Source organism: Paenibacillus sp. V4I5 (genome assembly GCF_030817255.1).
Classification (GTDB): Bacteria; Bacillota; Bacilli; order Paenibacillales; family NBRC-103111; genus Paenibacillus_E.
This window is the reverse complement of sequence record NZ_JAUSZB010000002.1, coordinates 7,559,023-7,577,481: the sequence shown is the minus strand read 5'-3', so window position 1 is coordinate 7,577,481 and position 18,459 is coordinate 7,559,023. Positions and strand designations below refer to the sequence as shown.

Below are 18,459 nucleotides of genomic sequence, written 5' to 3'. Positions count from 1 at the left end.
CTATGAGTTCTCCCGTTTTAAACGACGACCAATGGTTGATGCTGCTGGAGTACGTAGCCGAAACTTATAATGATGTTACCCTTAGTCGAGGGTTTACTTTCTTTAAACAACAGCGAGTAGCTTCCCTGAACATTTCTGAGACTCGTGTCGTTCAGGCAAGGGTGGTCGAGGAAGAAACAGGAGATTACCGAGTTACTCTGAATTTAGACAAGCCCCGTTCCAGTCAATGTAGTTGTCCAGTACCAGCCTCTTGCAAGCATATGGCAGCCGTTTGGATGGAGCTTGGAGATCGTCTGGGTTACCCCGCTTCCCAAATTATGAATGCCAAACTGCATCTCAAGCGGGTTACTTCAGTTACTTCCTTGGAGTCTACACTCACACAATTGCCCAAAATGGATGTATCCGGCTGGCAGAAGTTTCTGAATCATTATACGTCCCCCATTAAGGCGACTTATGATTTGGGAAATTATGTTGACATGTTAAGGCAGCAATTGCAGAACATCAAGAAGGTCACTATTCCTTTTTCTGATATCGATCGGATTTTTTTTGACATGCATCAGGAATTATTTATCCTTAGAAAAATAAAAGAGCAGAATGCACAAGGTGGCGTAAGTTACTACACGTCTTCCACCCTTTATCGGGTTTACGATGAAATCCATACTTGGCTTAAGCAACAATCGCCCCTTCTCAACTTCTCGATCTCTGGAGAGCGTCTTGAACAGACGTTTAGTTATACCAGACAGCAGATGGCTGACGAATCGGGTCATAATTATCATGATTATGGCGTCTATACCGTGCTTTGGAAATATTGGGTTACCCCAGATCCCGAGGCAAGTCCATATGTAACTAAGGAAATAGAAGCTCTTGAGACGATGACAATGGACAGCCCCTCCCCTTCTCTCTCAGCCGCAAAGGCCTTCTTATACTTGCAGCAATCTAGGAGTAAAGAAGCCTGGGAGGCTTTAGAAGCGAATGATATTTTCAAAGAGGCCCCTGCCAAACTGTTTATCCCTTTCCTTGACTATCTATATGACACCCAGAACTGGGAAGAGTTAGTGAATTGGTTGAGAAGATCCGTATCTTTTTTCAATCGGAAACGGACCAAAGAACTTGAACTTTATGCCGATTTTTGGACAAAAGCCATTGTGCATCTCCCTCAAGCGGAAGAACACATGTGGAGCGTTCTAGAAGAACTATTGCCTTATTCTTTCCGAATTATTGAGGAAATGCTGTACGATCAAAGGAAATGGAAGCCTTGGTTAGAAATGCAGATCCTACAGGGGCATGACCCTCTTTACCATCGCGTCAATGTTCTGCAGCCGATTGAGAAGGATACCCCTAAGCTACTTCTACCCTATTACCATCAAGCGGTAGATCACTATGTGAGTTTGAAAAATCGGCATGATTATAAATTAGCGGTAAGGCTCCTCAAGAGACTAGATAAAGTGTACAAGAAAATGAAACAAACCGAGCGATGGGAACATTTCTTTTCTGGTTTCGTGGAACGACACAGCAGGCTAAGGGCGCTGCAAGAGGAACTTAGGAAAGGAAAGCTACTCGGATGAGCACAAAATTGCATGATATGACATTGAACGTGACCTTAACGGACAGTGGCGATGCCTTACTCTGGGGGCTGCAGGACGGACGCGATGTGCCCGGAGATAAATTTCGAAAGCTGCTGTTCGCGTGGCACGAGTCCTCTTACTACGGGACCATTCTGGACCAACAGCTAGCGGGAGAGTTAACACTAACGGTCCTGCCCGTGGAGATGGTGCTCCCCTTCTTCGCAGAACCCTATTTCATGGATGTCCTTCGATGGGAAGGGGGAAACGAAACCACAAAGGGACTGTTAGAAGTGGCGCCGGTTCTATACCGAGAAGCTAAAGCAGGTCACTATATACCCAGTTATAGCGCATTCCGAAATGGGAATCTGGCTTGGACTTGGGATGCCGAGACGGAGTCATTGAAACAACTTGATTGGCATGCACTAAAAAGTTTAGATGGCTTAGGTGACGGAATGTCTGGCCTGCGTGCAGCCTTCTCCGCCGTAGTTTCGGCTGAGCACTATCCCAATGAAGCTGCACTATCCGATCTTCGGCGGGATTATCCAGCTCTGTTCCGTGCACAGACAACTGCGCCTACTTCGGCTGATGCGTTCACGAACGAAGAATGGCTTGCCTCTCTGGGCTGGAGACCGGACACCGCTCCCTTCCGCCCTGCTCTGCAGCTGCTGGAACCGGACGAGAACGATGACACTTGGCGTCTCCGCTTGGTTCTGCAAGATAAAAGCGAAGGATCTGTTTTGACGCCAATTCGCCTTTATGCAGACGGACGTGCTTCAGGCACGTGGGCCAGTGATTGGACCCCATATATCCTGGAGCGTTCTCTTGGCTGGGCTACAAGACTAACAGAAGCATTGCCTGGGCGCAGTAGCGGCGGCGAGCTATTTGCAGAGCCTCTAAGCGACGAAGCCGCTTGGTTGTTTTTGACAACGGACAGCCGCCTTTTATTGGAAGATGGCTGGAATGTCATGCTCCCCGGTTGGTGGGAAGCCGCCTCGAAACGCAAGCCTCGGCTGCGCGCACGTGTTTCCTCAGAAGCGGGCGGCAGAGGCGAGTCGCTGTTCGGGCTGAACTCGCTGGTAAACTTCGACTGGCGGATTGCCATTGGCGATACCGACCTGAGCGAAGAAGATTTCGCTGGTCTGCTTAGCCGCAATGAACGGCTTATCCGCTTCCGTGGACAATGGGTGTATTTGGACCCTGCTTTATTGGAGCAAATCCGGAGGCTCATGGAAAGCGTGAATCCGGAAGAAGGTCTGTCCCTGCAGGATATCTTTCAGCTTCACCTGTTAAGTGAATCCGAAAAGGAAAGAACCCAAAAGGAAAGTCTTACAGCGGAGGAAGAAGCAGATAATGAAGAACGGCTGAAACTGGAAGTCGAGCTGAATGCCCACCTCTTGGCGCTGCTTCGCCAGCTTGGGCAGCCTTCGGAATTAAAGGAAATTGCTGTGCCTGAGGGGTTGCGCGCTGAGCTTCGCGGGTATCAACACGAGGGCTTCACGTGGCTGAGCTTCCTTAGGAAGTTCGGGCTGGGTGCCTGCTTGGCCGATGATATGGGGCTCGGCAAAACGGTTCAATTCATCACGTATTTACTGCATCATAGAGCAGAGTCAGAGCACCCTGCCCTGCTCATCTGTCCCACGTCCGTGCTTGGCAACTGGCAGAAGGAGCTAGTCCGCTTTGCTCCGGATTTAAAGGTTTTTCTTCATTACGGAAAGGGACGATTAAGCGGCGAGGCACTTTCTACGGTTTTGAAAGACACAGATATTGTGCTTACCTCCTATACGACGGCGCTGATGGATCAAGAGACTCTACAGGAAACCATGTGGAGTTCCCTTTGCTTGGATGAAGCCCAGAATATCAAGAATGCCCACAATAAACAATCCGCAGCGATCCGTACACTCAAAGCTAGGCACCGCATTGCGCTAACAGGAACACCTATTGAGAATCGATTGTCCGAGCTGTGGTCGATTTACGACTTTCTTAATCCGGGTTACCTCGGGAACCAACGCGGGTTTCAGCACCGTTTCGCGAATCCGATAGAGAAGCACCACGATGAGGAACGAACGGCACAGCTGCAGAAACTCGTCAAACCTTTCATGCTGCGCCGTAAAAAGAAGGATCCTGCGATCCAACTCGATTTGCCCGATAAGCTTGAAACCAAAGTCTATATCAATTTAACAGCCGAGCAAGGAGCACTCTATGAACGATCCGTCAAGGATCTCATGGAACGTATGCAAAAGCTGGAAGGCATGGAGCGCAAAGGAGCGATCCTAGCGGCCTTAACACAGCTAAAGCAGCTGTGCGACCACCCCATGCTGCTAACGAAGGAAGCTAGTCTGCCGGAGGAAGCTCTGCTTGCCGAGGAGAGCCGCGAAGCCTTCGTCATGCGATCCGCGAAGCTTGAGCGGCTGGTTGCCATGGTCGGAGAACTTCGGGACGAAGGCGACTCCTGCCTGATTTTCACCCAGTATGTAGGCATGGGGCGAATATTGGCAGACGTACTGCGGGCACAAAGGAATGAACCGGTATTGTATCTGAACGGAAGCACGCCCAAGTTGGAGCGCGATAAGATGATTGATACGTTCCAAGCCGCTGAAGAAACGGGGCCGGGTATCTTCGTTCTGTCGCTGAAAGCTGGCGGAGTCGGACTCAACTTAACCGCAGCGAACCATGTGTTCCACTTCGACCGTTGGTGGAACCCTGCCGTAGAGAACCAGGCCACGGATCGCGCCTATCGGATGGGACAGACGCGCAATGTACAAGTACATAAGTTCATTTCCCTCGGCACATTAGAGGAACGAATCGATGAGATGCTCGAGAGCAAGATGAGTCTAAGCGAGAACGTGATCTCCACCTCCGAAGGCTGGATTACGGAACTCTCAAACGAAGAATTGAGAGATTTGTTTGCACTTCGTAAGGAGTGGTGATGGAAGAACAATGACCTCCTCAAGCATGAGGAGGTCATTTATATTATTTAGTCACTCATATCGTGTACCCCACTGGAGATAATAGACATTCAATTACATGATATCTGGCAAATAATACGCCAATTGGGAGGTAGTATTGTCGGTTCTGACGGAAGGCATACTAACTTTGTTTGGTAAACGGTATGAAGATGAGGGTGGATTTGTCATTATGATTCTAGAAAGAAAAATTATTATCCTTGTATGGATCTTGGGGCTTGCAATGGTCGTTATATTCGTTCGACGATCGAATGTTCGTCGATTTATTCTCGCTCATTTTACTTCCCAGACTATCGTTTGGTTTTCAGTAATCCTGCAAGTCAAGCTGAGGATCATTTCTTTCCCAGTTCGTGAGTTCCCGAGAGCGACAGATATCGGATTTACGATGACGTATTTACTGTATCCAATATTAAGTAGTATCTACATTCTCCTTGAGCCGCGGCGCTCGCGGACGATTAGAACCCTCTATCTGCTGCTATGGTGCACTGCTCTTGCCTGGTTAAATTATATGTTAACTCAGTACACACAATTGTTAGATTACAAGTTCCTCGACTGGTTCATGGGCAGCATGTTCTTTATTTTCTTACTGGTATTAACGAAAGTGATCGTTCGCTGGTTTTATCGAAATGGAGAAACAGAAACATTTGAAGCTGAATTACAGGGTAAATCATGAGCATGGATAGATGGGTGTTAACTGCCGTGTGGCTACTATCATTTGGGCTCATCTTCACCATCCCCCGTCGCAAAATCCGGCTTGCGGTTGTGTCCTTCCTATTCAAGCAGATACTTGCTTGTCCGCTTGGCCTGATAGTTGTAGAGTACAATTTAGTGGCTTATCCTGTGGTAGAGCTGCCTGATGTAAGCCGAACCAGCATGACTTACGAGTACCTTGCTTATCCGATCATCTGCATGGTGTTTAACTGCTATTATCCAAGCTGCCGGAGCCGCTGGGTACAGTTTAGTTATTACATAATTTTCTGCATTCCACTCACGATTACGGAAGTTATCCTTGAACATTATACGAATCTCGTCCGTTATGTTCACTGGAGCTGGTTCTGTACAGTGCTCTCTCTAATGATTACATTCTTATTAAGCCGAATGTTTTGTGTGTGGTTCTTCACTAGGAAGAGGGCGACTGCATCTAACATGTAATTCTTGTTAATACTCATGCTCTTTGGAAGTAATCATAACAAATAGAAACGGTATTCGTTCCAAGAGAACGAATACCGTTTTTTATGTTAGGCTAGGTACTTCTTAAGCGGTTCCCAGTAGTTTGTATGCCAACCGGGAGCCAGGTGAGCTTCTTGACCTTCAGGAAAGCCTGTATGGCTAAAGATGAGGCGGGTTTCCGCGCCTTGCCCTCCCAATTCGAACTTAACCAGGGAATATACGCCTTCTTCCCAATTCGCGACACGCCACGCTTGAACAATTCGTTTGTTTGGCTCCAGCTCAATATTTTTCCCCACAATCATCCCACCAAAGCAGGAGAAAGAGCCACCAGCATCTGGCGTTATTTCTGTAGGTGCTCCACCTGAGACTTTGCTAAACTGAGCAGCATCAGTCAGCGCTTCATAGATGCGGTTCGGGCTTGCAGCGAACACAACCTCCTGATGAATAGCTGAAGAATCGCCGATTTGCTTGTCTTTTCCCATTAACCATTGTGTAAGCTGCTCCACTGTCATGCTTTTTAACATATCAGCATGATCGTGAATCGCATGATGCCACATCTTCGCTTCTACTTCGTACCGGTTTTCCTCTTCTACTTTGAACCCGCAATCGCAAGATAATGTTGTCATTGCCTTCTATCTCCCCATAAGCTTATTTATGAAACGTAATTTAATGCATGGCCTTAACTGACCAAGGATCTACGCCAGGATCTCCACCCTCAGCCAACGTTTGGAGTCTAGATGTATAGTGCATCCAACCCTCTGTGTGAGCGGCGACTTCTTCGACCGGCAAATCGTAGTGAGTTAATAGCAGGACAGTACCTTTGTCTTTAGCAGTGAATTTAAATTCGAGCGTGCTTGAACCAGGTGGAACCACCTTGGACTTCTCCCAGCCCCACGTCATAACGATTTTCTCGTTTGGAATAATTTCTTTATATTCCCCCATCGCAATATCCGATCCATTAACATCGATCCGATATTTCCCTCCGATGCTTGGCTCCAACAAAATATGTCGGCCCATCCAACGAACCATCTTCTCTGGGTCCGTAAAAAAGGAGAATAAGATCTCCGGACGGCAATCGATGAACATCTCTTTCTTAATCGTGTCACTTGTTTGATTCATTTGATTCACGGTTACGCTGTCTCCTCTCTTCTTCTTCTGCGGCTTCCTTCAACAGCAGTAGACTATCATCCCAGAAACGGTCAATGTACGCTTTCAGATCAGCAAAACCTTCCCTCCTCATACGATAATACCGCTTGGTTCCCTCTCTCCGAACCACAAGTAATCCGGATTCCTCAAGAACCTTAAGATGTTGAGATACTGCTGGTGCCGAAATGTCAAAATGGGACGCGATGGAGCTTGATGTAAGCTCTCCGTCACGTACGAGATATAAGATATCTCTGCGTCTTGGCTCTACGATGGCTTGGATCACTTTTTCGATCATGACGTTAATTTAGCATATACTTAATTAAGTGTCAACTTAACTAATGAAACTATTTAAGTTGACACTTACGTAAGTGATTGCTAAAATACGAGTGTCAACAATGACTGATTTTATAAATTACGATACAAAGTAGGGAGATTATAGATATGGGAATTGATGTTTCGGCCAAGCTAGTGATTGCTCAAAGCCGTAAAGAGGTTGCTCGATATGCGATGGAGCCAACCAATGATCCCAAATGGACCAAAGGGATTACGGAGGCTGAACTCCTTACCGAACGCCCCATTGGCTTGGGAACTCAGGTAAGACGAATTGCAAAATTTCTAGGTAAGGAAATTCATTATGTGCTTAAAGTTGTTGAGTATGAACCCGAGCAGTTGATGGTGATGCAATCGATCAAAGGTCCTTTTCCGATGAAAGTCACGTATCAATTTGATGATGAAAATGAAGGCACACTAGCACAAATACGTGTTGAAGGTACCTCTGAAGGCTTCTATAAGCTTACGGATATCTTCATGTCCCCCCAAGTAAGAAGGAGCATTCAAGGAGACTTGAAGCGGCTTAAAGCTATAATGGAAAAATAAAAATATCAAATCGAAAGGGTGTTTCCTTTATGTCCATGCCTCGTCCTGATGAGGAGATGAAACAATTTTTCGCTGCCGTTATGCCCAGTGATCCTCATATTCATATTCGTCCCATGTTCGGTAATTTGGCCGGCTTTATTAATGGCAACATGTTCGTTGGACTTTACGGACAGCAAATCTTTATCCGCCTGCCGGAAGACGAGCGTACTCGTCTTATCGAACAAGAAGGAGCATGTTTATTTTCCCCCATGCCAGGAAAGCCGATGAAGGAGTATGTCACCTTACCGGAGCAATGGCGGGAAACGCCTGATACAATTACGACGTGGATCGAGCAATCCTTACAATGGGTCGCAGCGATGCCAGAGAAAATTCCTGCGAAGAAAAAAACGAGCACGAAGAAGAGTAAAGGCGAATAGCAATGCTCTCCTGACATACCAAAGACCATCCATTACGAATCATTGGATGGTTTTTTTATTTGATTTAAATGGGATTACACGTTTATGTCCTAAGACCATTTAAATCACAGCTTATAAGGATAATAGAGCGTTACGCTCAATCGCACCAGGCATTTTTTCCATCCAATCATTGTTTATCAGGAGTTCTGCACCATCGTCTGCATAAGTTCCGATTTCACCTGTAAGCCGAAGATAAACAGTTGTCAGATCCCTCCTCATGCTTGCTGCAAGGGAAGCTCCATAGTTCCCCATTCCTACCGCTGAAAGAAAGACTGTATGGTAGAGCATTAGCTTATCGGAAAATGGGGACTCCTTAGAATTCGAAATTTCTGTTTCCCAAGTCATGGGAGCCGGCAGCTGGTCATCGCGTAATAACGCGCTGAATACTTCGACATGCTTCGAGGAGATATCTCTGCCGCGCACGATATATTCTATGACTTCTTTGTTTTTAGCGACTTGAGAAAAACCTAACATCAATGCCTGACCTATGCTGTTCTTCATAACATTCAAATAAAGGTTTGTGATTTCTACGGCATTTAAGGGTCTACGATCGCCCAGCAGTCCATTTAACCAACTTTCTTTGTGCACGTATTCAACTGAATTGGGATACGGTATGTAAGGACTCCTAGGGAGAAGTCCTTTAGATTGCAGAATAGCCGTAGATTTCTCCAGCAGCTCAGCCGCAGTCTTCAGATTATGTTGAAAGAATGCACGAATATCCTGTCTTGAACTGCTTGCTAATGCCATTCCATAAGTAACTGTGCCAGCAATGCCCATATGTCTGAGATAAAGTAGCATAAAACCATCTGAAAATAGTCTTGGTGCATTTAGGTTGACATCCTTGTCTGTAAAGGCAAGAGGGATAGGGAACTCTTCGTCTTTAAATAACTTGTTTTTAAATTCCATATGTTCCGTTGTCAATCCAATAGCAAATTCAATGATTGGTTTTACTTCACTATCCTCAACAGTATGCAAGAAATGTTTAAGCACGCAATTGACCATACTGTCACTTAAATAACCTCCCCATAGAGGCGCGATATCACCAGAAGTTAGTCGAATATGATGCGGATTCTTTGCCAGTTTCGATTCATCTTGACTCATTGTATGCCCCCCCCTACTATTTTGTTTTGCGCTATTAGTTAGAATTCCATAAATACCAACTTCTATGTACAAAAAAAAAGCCTACCGATTCATCGGTAAGCTTCTTGTACAATTATTCCCTTTAGTGTAGTCCTTCTAACACGACTTCTTGTTTCACAGCCTCACTAGGCTTTTTCTTATCACGGCGAAGGAACAAGCCTAAGAATATCCCACAGATCGCAACGATTAGCATCACGTGGAATGTCTGGCCGAACGCTTCGGGCGCTACAGCAAGCATAGCCTTTTGCATATCAGCAGGACTGTTTATTGGAATGTTTTTTGCAGCTATGGATGAATTCACACGCGAGGAGAGAATTGTCACCAAGGTTGCCACTGCGAAAGAATTGATAACTTGCTGCATGGCACTCGTTAAAGAAGTAACTCGACTCACCAAATCATGCGGAGCTTTCTTGATGAGATGCGAATTAAGCGGCATCATCATAAGACCCATACCCGAACCAGCCATAATAAGCGGTAAAATTAAGTCATGACCTTCTGTCGTTAAATCAACATGCGAATATTGAAAGATCGCTCCGGAAACAAGACTGAGCCCAACAACAACCAACCAGCGAACACCGATTTTATCAAACAAGTAACCGCCAATCGGCATCATGATGGCCGAAGCTAACGCTTGCGGGAATAACGTCATCCCCGTATCGAACGCACCGTACCCGCGGGCTTGCTGTAGAAATTGCGGAAGCAGGAAAATGGCCCCGAACAAGCAGAATTGCAGTACCCACTGTACGAAAATACTGAAGGAAAAATCGACAGATCGGAACACTCTAAGCTCAAGCAATGGGAGTTTGGATTTAAGTTCAACAATGATAAAAGCGATCAAAGCGACAGCTCCAATGATGATGCCCCACAGCGTTTTACCGGAAGTCCAGCTTCAGCACCTTGTGTAATCCCATACGATAAGGATGCGAAGGCAATGGGCCCTAGAATCATGCCCGGTAAATCAAAACCAGCTACCTTCTTACGTGCGACAGCTGGCAGCTTCCATAGTCCAAAGATAAAGCTGAAAATACCAACGGGAAGATTAATTAAGAAAATCCAATGCCAGGAATGGTACTCAACGAGCCATCCGGATAAGATAGGCCCAATCGCAGGCGCCAGCAAAATGGGCACCCCCAGCATTCCCATCACCTGACCAATTTTGTTCGGTGGACTTAGCCGAAATACGTATGCCATAGCAACAGGCATAACGAATCCGCCGCCTAAACCTTGAAGGATACGGAAAACAATTAACCACTCCGCGCTGTTCGGTGTAGCGCATAAGACCGATGCTATGGTGAAAAGGACAACGGAAGTGAGGAATACATTCTTCGCCCCAAATCGGTCAGATAACCATCCCGCTAGAGGAATGACTGCCGCTGTCGCCAGCATATAGCCCGTTACGGTCCACTGAATGGTCGGTAAATCCGTTTTAAAATCGACGACCAGCTTTGACAAGGCCACATTCATCGCAGTCGTATCGAGGATAACCATAAATATACCCGATATGATAGCAATGAGCGGTACCAGAATGCTCGTAATCTTAAACTCTGGCTCCGCTTGGCCAGATGTTGTGGGTTGACTCATGTTGTGTACCTCCTTCACAATATGTATGCCATCGTGCTACAATAGTAACGGACAATTGTCCGCAACATCATAATACGGACAATTGTCCGCCATGTCAATTATTTCTTTTATTAAGGTTTGTTCTTATAGGAGGAGCACGTATGAAACATCCAGATACCAATGAAAATTCATTATATAGCCAAGATATGAAAGCAATTCCACCCTGCGGTCGACGTGAGGAACGTGATTCAGAGTATCGCCGGCGTATTCTTACGTCTGCCAGAAGCCTGTTCGAAACCAATCAAATTGAATCCGTTACCATGCACCAGATTGCCAAAGAGTCGGGTGTGGGACAAGGCACTCTTTATCGCCGTTACGCCCATATTGGCGAGGTTTGCAGCGATCTGCTTCGTTCAACAACAGCCCAGTTTCTTGCTTCTCTTGAAGAGGGTCTTGCTAATCCCGGTCCCGAGGTTACAGCTATGAACCAATTGGCGGACACGATCGCTCGAATTATTGATTTTGTGGACGATAAAGCCTCTTTACTTTCCGTCATCAACACCATGTATACCGAAAAACGAAGCTTCTATTTACACAAAAAGCCCATTTATATCCGACTTCACAGCATTGTTGCTCCTTTGATCACTCGTGCTGTTCAACAAGGAGAGATTCAACAGATCGATGTCAATTTGACTGTTAACACTATACTTGCCTCCCTAACGCCAGAACAGTACTTATATCATAGAGAAATTCTCGGCTATAACAAGGAGCAATTTGTTGAGGGCATTTGCCGACTCTTCGTGAAAGGAATATAAGCCCATGAGAATAGATATGAATCCTAGCCAGCTCATCTTCTGGAAGAAATATATCGCTAAAGCGAAGCTTGATTTATCGATTGCGGCTTACACCAAGGTGCTGAAATCCTGGAACGATGAGAATGCTTCCTGTCCGTTTAATCGCTTGTATTTTATTATCGAGGGAGAAGGCTTTGTAAAAATTGGGAAACAGACCTATTATCCGAAGCCAGGTGAACTTTATCTGCTTCCAGCGGGGAGTAATCAAGCCTATGGAACCATAAGCGATCACACTTTCGGAAAATACTGGTGTCATTTCACGGCCAAAATCGGGGATTTGGATCTGTTTCAGATTTTGCAAACATCCGCATTCATTACGATTAAAGATACAGAGGCTTTACGGAGAAAATTCGAACAACTGATAGCATATAATAAAGGTGAAGAGTTAACCTCTGCTTTTAGAGTCAATGCAATTTTAAGTGAATTCATTGCCGAATTCATTGAACAAAGTGAAACCGTCAAGCTGAATCTAGCTTCTACCCCTACTTTCGAGAAAATGAATAGTGTCCTGCACTATATGGAACAGCATATTGCTGACAATGTATCCGTCGATACATTATCCCAAATTGCGCACTATCACCCTAACTACTTTATTAATGCCTTTAAACAATTTACGGGTTATTCACCGATTCAATATATGAACCATTTGCGCTCGGAAAAGGCCAAGGATTTACTCATGATGACAGAATTAAATGTCTCACAAATCGCCGATTCGCTGGGAATGGAATTATCGTATTTTTCCCGCATGTTCCGAGAACAAACGGGTTTTACACCTACTTCTTTCCGTGATTTGAAACCGAAAATGATCGATTTATAACGAACTGTGATTAATTGAATCAAGGAAACAACGCAAAAAGGGCAAAAGTTAATTTGCCCTCTTTCTTTACCAATTTTGCGCTTTTACGGATAGAAAGCATTTGTCTTTGTCGTTGTCGGGCACCAGCGAGAATTAAGCAGAAACTTAATGAGCGTATTCTTAGCCCGCTCCGTACCGATATAATGCAGAGATTCCGCAGCATGAGCACGAACATATCTGTTCTCATCATCCAACGCGATTTCCAACTGCGGCACAGCTGCTTCCGCTTGAGAGCCTAATCGTGACAAGGATAAACTTGCCATGAAGCGAACTTGTGCGTTCTCATCTTGTAAACATCTACCTAAGCTTGACACAATGTCATCCAAAGGTGTGTCCATCAATCCAAGTGCATCCACTACGGCGCAGCGAACAGAATCAGCTGGATGTTCGAGCAGCTTTATGAGTGTAGGAACGGCTACTGCCGCTACCCCTCTTAATTCACCAAGAGCAAATATCGCATGGGTAGCGATTTCAGTATTTTCATGATGTAAAGCTGCAATTAGCCCGTTAACGGCCTCGCTTCCTGAAACGGATAACCCATAAGCCGAAACTCGTGATACTTGGCTATTCTCGCTATTTAATCCTTCGAGTAAAGCGTCTACTCCCTGCTGCCCTCTTCTTGCCAGATCATAGGCCGCATTGATTGCTAGCGGCTCAAAACCAGCTAACTTAGCGGATAACTCCTTAATTTGATCCGGATCAGATGCAGCTGTTCCTGCCAGACTGGCAATTTTTCCAGACAGCCAGTTCCAAGTTTCTTCCCACATCAAATCATGCTCGGCTATTGGCAAATGCAAGTTAGCTGGCTTTCTCCATGCTGCCTCTTGATTATTCCAACTAGGTGCTTGCGGCAGTTCTGTGCGCATGAATTCAAATTTCAGCATGTAGCGCGGCTGTCCTAACACATTCGGCGTGGAACGATGCCAAATATCATAATGGATCAGTGCAAAAGTACCCGCCTCGCCGCTTGCTAAGACTTCCCCTTCTTGTTCATTGGATTCAAAAGTCCGACTCTGGTAATTTTGTGTGCCTGGCATTACTCCTGTTGGTCCTAATTCCACTGGTGTATCCTGTGGGAAATACATAATCATTGCCCAATTGGGGTGGTGATTGCGCATTCTGTTATAACCCCAATAGCTGTCCTTATGCCAGCCTCCAGCCGTAGCTGAAGCATTGAAATGCCCATGTCTATGTGCGTGCATCATATAGTTCGGCCCTAATACGCTTGTTAAAGCACCTGTCACGACAGGGTGATCGAATACTTTTTGCAGCTCACGAATGCGGGGTAGTAAATTATTGCCGGGGTTGCCCTCTTCCGCATAAACCGTGTTTAATTGTGCTACAAGATTACTGTGAAAATCGCTCGAAAAATCAGTTTTGAGAATCAAACACCCGTTTGTAATAAATTCTCTCATTTGCTCGTCTGTCAATAATAAAGGTGTGTTTTCCTGCATAGCTGTTAGCCTCCTTGGCTTTGAATGAATGCGGTAACAATGACCTTATTATAAGAAAGATGGCTCTGACTAAAAATAGACGATCTTAATCAGAGCTAGCACAAAACTAAGATGGAACAAGAAACGACTCATTAAACAGGGTTTGGAATGTAATCTCCGCCACGGCAGCGTTTTAAATAGTTCAAAGCATGCACCTGACCCGTCATCTCGAGCTCATCACGGTAGACAGGATCATGCCAGCCTTCAATGTCGATTGTACCTTGGTAGCCTGCCTGACGCAGAATCGTAATAATATCGGACCAATTCGTGTCCCCAAAGCCAGGTGTACGGTGCCAAACGAACTCTTGGCTCCCATGGACCCCATATTCCCGAACAATATCCCACGCAATTGTCGCATCTTTGCCGTGGACGTGGAACACTTTATCGACCCATTTACGTAACTGCGGAATCGGATCGATTAAACTAACCATCTGATGGCACGGCTCCCATTCCAGACCAATGTTATCCGCCGGTACGGCATTAAACATTAGATTCCAGGCAGTTGGGTTATGGGCAATGTTCCAATCCCCTGTCTTCCACGTTCCGCCCATATCACAATTCTCAAAAGCAAGTCGCACACCGTGATCAGCGGCTCTCCGAGAAAGCTCACCAAACACTTCCTTGAACTTCGGTATGGACTCATCAATTGGACGATCCGGAATACGGCCGGTAAAACCGTTTACGATATCGGTACCAAAGAGATGTGCATGATCAATAAGCCGCTCCCAGCTCGCGAGTGTATCCTTATTATCTCCTGTTCCCGTGAGTGGATTTCCGAATACACCTATCGTAGATATGACAGCGTCGTGCTCTGCCACAATGTCGGCTACCCGCTTTGCCGTTTCTTTGAGATCGATATTCCCCGTTGTTTGCCAAAAGGATAAGCTGTAGGATTCAAATCCGTGCTTGGCAATTTGGGGGATGATGCGAACGGCATCTCCACCACCAACTAAAGTACCCACTCTAAGCTTCTTATTCATGATTGTATATCACTCCTATATTGGTATAAGATAAATGAATATGATCATTATAACTAGGAATATCGGCAAATTCACTATCCTATCTTGCTCCAAATAGGTCTTATCTTGATACTTAGGAAAGTGAGGCAGCTCATGACGTACCCTCAAGATTTAATGGAGAAAACACCACTCTGGGATAGCAGCTATCCAATCCGTTTCTACCGAAACCGACCGCATTCAGCCGCTAAAGACGATAACATTCTGTATCTTCACTGGCATGAACATTTCGAGATCATTGATATGCAGGTTGGTAAAGCGATATTTCATATAGATAGCCGTCCTTATGAGGCCAACGCTGGTGACCTGCTTTTTGTGCCCGCGGGAGCTTTGCATGTAGGCTACAACGCAGCAAATGAAGAAATGGAGTATGTCGCTGTCGTTTTTAATGCTTCCTTGCTGAGAGTGTTGCACCCAGACCCCGTGCACGAACGGTATATCCTCCCGTTTCTGGACGGGCGAGTTCCACTGCCTGTCAAATTATTGGCCGAGGATGAACTTGCTGCTCCTTACCGTAGACTCATTCGTGAATCTACAGCCGAGTTTGAGCATAAAAATGCCGCGTACGAGCTCGTCATCAAACATAACTTTCAGCTGCTTTTCGCTCTGCTATCTCGGCAGTTTTTACCGGAGAAGTTCATAGATAAACCTGCTCCTGCCCGTCATTCGGAATCTTTCAAACCGTTGATCCAGCATATAGAATCCCATATAGCTGAGCCATTATCGGTTGAGCAGGCTGCACGGATGGTGAATCTGAACCCGTATCATTTTTGCAAAACGTTCAAGAAGCTAACCGGACGTACCTTCGTAGATTACGTGAACTGGCTGCGAATCAACGAAGCTGATCGTTTACTTCGTGAAACCGAATGGACAGTAACCGAAATCGCTGAGCGGATTGGCTGCGGAAACGCTAACTATTTTACAAAGCTATACAAGAAATATAAGAGTTTCCCGCCTTCTGACATTCGGCGAAAACGGGAGTCCGCTATGAAGTCAGTCCCCCCATTATCTTAGTCTTGTGCTAACATGCGTGAGAAAAGTCTCTATTCAATTCCATCCAACTTCCTTAAACTAGAATTGAAACTTGATGCTTATAAATACGCTAAGTGCAAGCTTACTCTGAGGAGGGATCTAATGTCACATGACTTCATTCACGGGACAGATAGTCTTGTCATGAACGAAAAAGACGATGTTGCGACCGTGCTGCGTGATATTCCGAGCGGTGAATCTATTCATTTCTATAAGGGTGCAAGTATGCAAACGCTAACATTGCATGACTCTATCCCATTCGGACACAAGGTAGCCATTGCATTCATCCAACAAGGTGCCGAGGTCGTTAAATATGGGGATGTCATTGGTAAAGCAACCCAAGATATTCGAGCTGGCGAGCATGTTCATGTCCACAATATTGAAGGTATTCGCGGTCGCGGAGATATACCGAAAACACATGAATCCTAACTATGCCAAGGGGGCTGCGATATGACTACTATTATGGGTTATCAGAGAGAGAATGGGGACATCGGTATTCGAAATCATTTAATCATCATTCCGACCGTTATCTGTGCCAACCATGTTTGCAATCGAATTGCACAAATGATACCCGGAGCGGTCGTGATTCCTCATCAGCATGGCTGCAGTCAAATTGGGGATGACAAGAATAGAACCTTCGATGTTTTGGCAGGTACGGGGCAAAATCCGAATGTTGGTGCTGCTATCATTATTAGTTTGGGCTGCGAGGTCATCGATCCCATTGCACTAGCCGATGCGATTAAAGCGACTGGCAAACCCGTGGAGGTTTTTGATATTCAATCCATCGGTGGTTCGGTTAAAGCCATTTCGCATGGGACTGAAATTGCCAAAAGATTGCTGACCGATCTGGCCCAGCAACCGAAGGTTCCAATCCCGTTGAATAAGCTGAAAGTAGCGGTGAAATGCGGTGGCTCGGATGCTACATCCGGATTAGCTTCCAATCCTGCTTTAGGTGTAGCCGCTGATAAATTAATGTATGCTGGAGGCAGCATCGTCATCGGTGAGACGACGGAAATCATTGGCGCTGAGCACATTCTGGCCAGCCGCTGCAATACGACTGAAACAAGCGACAAGCTTTACGAAGCTATCGGGCGATTTGAAACAGAAATCGAGCGTATGGGCGCCGATATGCGCGGCGGTAATCCAAGTCCCGGCAACATTGCGGGTGGACTTTCTACGATTGAAGAGAAATCACTCGGCTGTATCAGCAAATGCGGCACGCACCCCATTCAAGATGTAATTGGTTACGCTGAACATGTTCCAGAACATGGATTATACTTTATGGATTCACCGGGAAATGACATCGAATGTGTGTCCGGTATGGCTGCAGGCGGCGTGCACATCGTCTGTTTCACGACGGGTCGCGGAACGCCAACGGGTTCAGCTGTTGTCCCCGTAATCAAAATTACGGCAAACAAATTCACCTATTCAAACATGGAAGACAATATGGATGTGGATGTGAGCAGCATGCTCGCTGGTACCTTAAATTTGGAGCAAGCAGGCGAACAAATCTGGCAGGAAATTTGTGAAGTGGCTGAAGGCAAACTGACTAAGGCAGAGATACTGGGCCATCAGGAATTCAGCATTAACCGTATCGGTCCTAGCTTATAGATCCAAGTATTATGCAGATGTCAGCCTGCCGGACACTAGGCACATATTCATCCCTACAAAACGGCAGGCATCACATAAGCATACACAGCAATAAAGTGACAGCTGCTTCCTGCAAGCACAAACAAATGCCAAATGACATGGTGATATTTTAACCTTCGCCAAAGAAAGAATGGCACGCCCATGCAGTAAAAAGCGACTCCGAACATTAACCAAGCTAGAGCCATTGAGGGAAGAAGTTCACCTAGTGGACCGACTAATGAAACCATGAAAGCACCCATCAATAAATACATCAGCAGGCCCCAAGGCATAAACCGCCTAATGATCAAATGAACATAGCGCACGCCTCCGAAAGCTAATCCCCATATCAACAGCAGCAAAGTGTAACCAAGAGTTCCTTGCAAGGTAATCAGTAGGAATGGCGTATACGAGCCTGCAATGGCAATAAAGATAGCCGAATGGTCCATGACTTCAAAGCGTTCGCCCCACTTCTTCGAGCGAGAGCAATGCAGCAGGGTCGAGGACAGATATAGCAAGCAAAAGGATACACCATAAATCGCATTGCTAATGATATAGGCAAGATCTTCGAACAGAACGGAACGTTGTAAAAGTAAAAAAAGACCGAAGGCACTTAGCGCCGCGCCCATGCCGTGGCTTAATGCATTTAACCGTTCTTCCCTCAGAGCCAATCTATCTTCCATTACGCAGGCTCACTCCTTTCTACTTAG

Annotated in this window: 20 protein-coding genes; 11 read left to right on the top strand and 9 right to left on the bottom strand. The window is 45.8% G+C overall.

Translation table 11 applies throughout. The features are described from left to right. Nucleotides 1–2 precede the first annotated feature (2 nt). From QFZ78_RS35945 to QFZ78_RS35930, 4 genes are all read left to right on the top strand, one after another. Nucleotides 3–1,565 carry an SWIM zinc finger family protein gene (locus tag QFZ78_RS35945; RefSeq protein ID WP_307554564.1) on the top strand — a complete coding sequence of 521 codons (1,563 nt, stop codon included), beginning with the start codon at nucleotides 3–5 and terminating at the stop codon, nucleotides 1,563–1,565. Continuing rightward, a complete protein-coding gene (locus tag QFZ78_RS35940) occupies nucleotides 1,562–4,492 on the top strand; it encodes a DEAD/DEAH box helicase (RefSeq protein ID WP_307554562.1) in 2,931 nt (976 codons plus the stop codon). Before QFZ78_RS35945 ends, QFZ78_RS35940 begins: the two co-directional genes overlap by 4 nt. Nucleotides 4,493–4,628: 136 nt before the next feature. Then, complete coding sequence (locus QFZ78_RS35935; protein ID WP_307554561.1) at nucleotides 4,629–5,201, top strand: CBO0543 family protein; 573 nt, start codon at nucleotides 4,629–4,631, stop codon at nucleotides 5,199–5,201. Between the two features lie 2 nt (nucleotides 5,202–5,203). Further along, nucleotides 5,204–5,680 (top strand): CBO0543 family protein, encoded by a 477-nt coding sequence (locus QFZ78_RS35930; RefSeq protein WP_307554558.1) that lies wholly within the window; start codon nucleotides 5,204–5,206, stop codon nucleotides 5,678–5,680. 86 nt (nucleotides 5,681–5,766) lie between these two features. On the opposite strand, the gene QFZ78_RS35925 is transcribed toward QFZ78_RS35930, so the two are convergent. The 3 genes from QFZ78_RS35925 to QFZ78_RS35915 are packed head-to-tail and all read right to left on the bottom strand — an operon-like array spanning nucleotide 5,767 to nucleotide 7,139. Continuing rightward, entirely contained in the window at nucleotides 5,767–6,324 is a 558-nt protein-coding gene (locus QFZ78_RS35925) for an SRPBCC family protein (protein WP_307554557.1), read from the bottom strand. Between the two features lie 40 nt (nucleotides 6,325–6,364). Then, nucleotides 6,365–6,817, bottom strand: a complete 453-nt coding sequence (locus QFZ78_RS35920; protein WP_307556078.1) for an SRPBCC domain-containing protein — start codon at nucleotides 6,815–6,817, stop codon at nucleotides 6,365–6,367. Next, a complete protein-coding gene (locus QFZ78_RS35915) occupies nucleotides 6,801–7,139 on the bottom strand; it encodes an ArsR/SmtB family transcription factor (RefSeq protein WP_307554555.1) in 339 nt (112 codons plus the stop codon). The genes QFZ78_RS35920 and QFZ78_RS35915 overlap by 17 nt, the downstream gene beginning before the upstream one ends. Nucleotides 7,140–7,285: 146 nt before the next feature. Between QFZ78_RS35915 and QFZ78_RS35910 the strand changes: the two genes are divergently transcribed. Together QFZ78_RS35910 and QFZ78_RS35905 are read left to right on the top strand one after the other, a co-directional pair. Continuing rightward, nucleotides 7,286–7,720 carry an SRPBCC family protein gene (locus tag QFZ78_RS35910; RefSeq protein ID WP_307554553.1) on the top strand — a complete coding sequence of 145 codons (435 nt, stop codon included), beginning with the start codon at nucleotides 7,286–7,288 and terminating at the stop codon, nucleotides 7,718–7,720. Nucleotides 7,721–7,749: 29 nt separating this feature from the next. Beyond that, a complete protein-coding gene (locus tag QFZ78_RS35905; protein WP_307554552.1) occupies nucleotides 7,750–8,136 on the top strand; it encodes a TfoX/Sxy family protein in 387 nt (128 codons plus the stop codon). 111 nt (nucleotides 8,137–8,247) lie between these two features. On the opposite strand, the gene QFZ78_RS35900 is transcribed toward QFZ78_RS35905, so the two are convergent. The 3 genes from QFZ78_RS35900 to QFZ78_RS35890 all read right to left on the bottom strand — a co-directional run bounded on the left by QFZ78_RS35900 (nucleotide 8,248) and on the right by QFZ78_RS35890 (nucleotide 10,896). Continuing rightward, nucleotides 8,248–9,276 (bottom strand): DUF3231 family protein, encoded by a 1,029-nt coding sequence (locus QFZ78_RS35900; RefSeq protein WP_307554550.1) that lies wholly within the window; start codon nucleotides 9,274–9,276, stop codon nucleotides 8,248–8,250. 121 nt (nucleotides 9,277–9,397) lie between these two features. After that, nucleotides 9,398–10,153 (bottom strand): MFS transporter, encoded by a 756-nt coding sequence (locus QFZ78_RS35895; protein WP_307554548.1) that lies wholly within the window; start codon nucleotides 10,151–10,153, stop codon nucleotides 9,398–9,400. Beyond that, nucleotides 10,150–10,896, bottom strand: coding sequence for a DHA2 family efflux MFS transporter permease subunit (locus QFZ78_RS35890; RefSeq protein ID WP_307554546.1), 747 nt, complete (start codon nucleotides 10,894–10,896; stop codon nucleotides 10,150–10,152). The genes QFZ78_RS35895 and QFZ78_RS35890 overlap by 4 nt, the downstream gene beginning before the upstream one ends. A 140-nt stretch (nucleotides 10,897–11,036) precedes the next feature. Between QFZ78_RS35890 and QFZ78_RS35885 the strand changes: the two genes are divergently transcribed. Both QFZ78_RS35885 and QFZ78_RS35880 read left to right on the top strand, forming a co-directional pair. Next, on the top strand, nucleotides 11,037–11,690 hold the full coding sequence (locus QFZ78_RS35885) for a TetR/AcrR family transcriptional regulator (protein WP_307554544.1): 654 nt from the start codon (nucleotides 11,037–11,039) through the stop codon (nucleotides 11,688–11,690). Between the two features lie 4 nt (nucleotides 11,691–11,694). After that, nucleotides 11,695–12,546, top strand: a complete 852-nt coding sequence (locus QFZ78_RS35880) for an AraC family transcriptional regulator (protein ID WP_307554542.1) — start codon at nucleotides 11,695–11,697, stop codon at nucleotides 12,544–12,546. Between the two features lie 83 nt (nucleotides 12,547–12,629). Here QFZ78_RS35880 and QFZ78_RS35875 read toward each other — a convergent pair whose 3' ends face one another. After that, nucleotides 12,630–14,039, bottom strand: a complete 1,410-nt coding sequence (locus QFZ78_RS35875) for a HEAT repeat domain-containing protein (protein WP_307554541.1) — start codon at nucleotides 14,037–14,039, stop codon at nucleotides 12,630–12,632. 131 nt (nucleotides 14,040–14,170) lie between these two features. After that, nucleotides 14,171–15,058 carry a sugar phosphate isomerase/epimerase family protein gene (locus QFZ78_RS35870; RefSeq protein WP_307554539.1) on the bottom strand — a complete coding sequence of 296 codons (888 nt, stop codon included), beginning with the start codon at nucleotides 15,056–15,058 and terminating at the stop codon, nucleotides 14,171–14,173. A 132-nt stretch (nucleotides 15,059–15,190) separates the two neighbouring features. Here QFZ78_RS35870 and QFZ78_RS35865 point away from each other — a divergent pair, with 132 nt between their 5' ends. The 3 genes from QFZ78_RS35865 to QFZ78_RS35855 all read left to right on the top strand — a co-directional run bounded on the left by QFZ78_RS35865 (nucleotide 15,191) and on the right by QFZ78_RS35855 (nucleotide 17,734). After that, entirely contained in the window at nucleotides 15,191–16,108 is a 918-nt protein-coding gene (locus tag QFZ78_RS35865) for a helix-turn-helix transcriptional regulator (protein WP_307554537.1), read from the top strand. 120 nt (nucleotides 16,109–16,228) lie between these two features. Continuing rightward, nucleotides 16,229–16,552, top strand: a complete 324-nt coding sequence (locus QFZ78_RS35860) for a UxaA family hydrolase (RefSeq protein WP_307554535.1) — start codon at nucleotides 16,229–16,231, stop codon at nucleotides 16,550–16,552. 21 nt (nucleotides 16,553–16,573) lie between these two features. Beyond that, on the top strand, nucleotides 16,574–17,734 hold the full coding sequence (locus tag QFZ78_RS35855) for a UxaA family hydrolase (protein ID WP_307554533.1): 1,161 nt from the start codon (nucleotides 16,574–16,576) through the stop codon (nucleotides 17,732–17,734). Between the two features lie 53 nt (nucleotides 17,735–17,787). Here the strand turns inward: QFZ78_RS35855 and trhA are convergent, their stop codons facing one another. Then, the gene (gene trhA, locus QFZ78_RS35850; protein ID WP_307554531.1) at nucleotides 17,788–18,432 is read right to left on the bottom strand and encodes a PAQR family membrane homeostasis protein TrhA; all 645 of its coding nucleotides are present in this window, start codon (nucleotides 18,430–18,432) and stop codon (nucleotides 17,788–17,790) included. Between the last annotated feature and the right edge of the window lie 27 nt (nucleotides 18,433–18,459).

What these genes read in the sequence shown, in the direction of transcription:
- QFZ78_RS35945 (WP_307554564.1), top strand. Translation starts at nt 3, where the DNA reads ATGAGTTCTCCCGTTTTAAACGACGACCAATGGTTGATGCTGCTGGAG.
- QFZ78_RS35940 (WP_307554562.1), top strand. Translation starts at nt 1,562, where the DNA reads ATGAGCACAAAATTGCATGATATGACATTGAACGTGACCTTAACGGAC.
- QFZ78_RS35930 (WP_307554558.1), top strand. Translation starts at nt 5,204, where the DNA reads ATGGATAGATGGGTGTTAACTGCCGTGTGGCTACTATCATTTGGGCTC.
- QFZ78_RS35925 (WP_307554557.1), bottom strand. Translation starts at nt 6,324, where the DNA reads ATGACAACATTATCTTGCGATTGCGGGTTCAAAGTAGAAGAGGAAAAC.
- QFZ78_RS35920 (WP_307556078.1), bottom strand. Translation starts at nt 6,817, where the DNA reads ATGAATCAAACAAGTGACACGATTAAGAAAGAGATGTTCATCGATTGC.
- QFZ78_RS35915 (WP_307554555.1), bottom strand. Translation starts at nt 7,139, where the DNA reads ATGATCGAAAAAGTGATCCAAGCCATCGTAGAGCCAAGACGCAGAGAT.
- QFZ78_RS35910 (WP_307554553.1), top strand. Translation starts at nt 7,286, where the DNA reads ATGGGAATTGATGTTTCGGCCAAGCTAGTGATTGCTCAAAGCCGTAAA.
- QFZ78_RS35905 (WP_307554552.1), top strand. Translation starts at nt 7,750, where the DNA reads ATGTCCATGCCTCGTCCTGATGAGGAGATGAAACAATTTTTCGCTGCC.
- QFZ78_RS35900 (WP_307554550.1), bottom strand. Translation starts at nt 9,276, where the DNA reads ATGAGTCAAGATGAATCGAAACTGGCAAAGAATCCGCATCATATTCGA.
- QFZ78_RS35890 (WP_307554546.1), bottom strand. Translation starts at nt 10,896, where the DNA reads ATGAGTCAACCCACAACATCTGGCCAAGCGGAGCCAGAGTTTAAGATT.
- QFZ78_RS35885 (WP_307554544.1), top strand. Translation starts at nt 11,037, where the DNA reads ATGAAACATCCAGATACCAATGAAAATTCATTATATAGCCAAGATATG.
- QFZ78_RS35880 (WP_307554542.1), top strand. Translation starts at nt 11,695, where the DNA reads ATGAGAATAGATATGAATCCTAGCCAGCTCATCTTCTGGAAGAAATAT.
- QFZ78_RS35875 (WP_307554541.1), bottom strand. Translation starts at nt 14,039, where the DNA reads ATGCAGGAAAACACACCTTTATTATTGACAGACGAGCAAATGAGAGAA.
- QFZ78_RS35870 (WP_307554539.1), bottom strand. Translation starts at nt 15,058, where the DNA reads ATGAATAAGAAGCTTAGAGTGGGTACTTTAGTTGGTGGTGGAGATGCC.
- QFZ78_RS35865 (WP_307554537.1), top strand. Translation starts at nt 15,191, where the DNA reads ATGACGTACCCTCAAGATTTAATGGAGAAAACACCACTCTGGGATAGC.
- QFZ78_RS35860 (WP_307554535.1), top strand. Translation starts at nt 16,229, where the DNA reads ATGTCACATGACTTCATTCACGGGACAGATAGTCTTGTCATGAACGAA.
- QFZ78_RS35855 (WP_307554533.1), top strand. Translation starts at nt 16,574, where the DNA reads ATGACTACTATTATGGGTTATCAGAGAGAGAATGGGGACATCGGTATT.
- trhA (WP_307554531.1), bottom strand. Translation starts at nt 18,432, where the DNA reads ATGGAAGATAGATTGGCTCTGAGGGAAGAACGGTTAAATGCATTAAGC.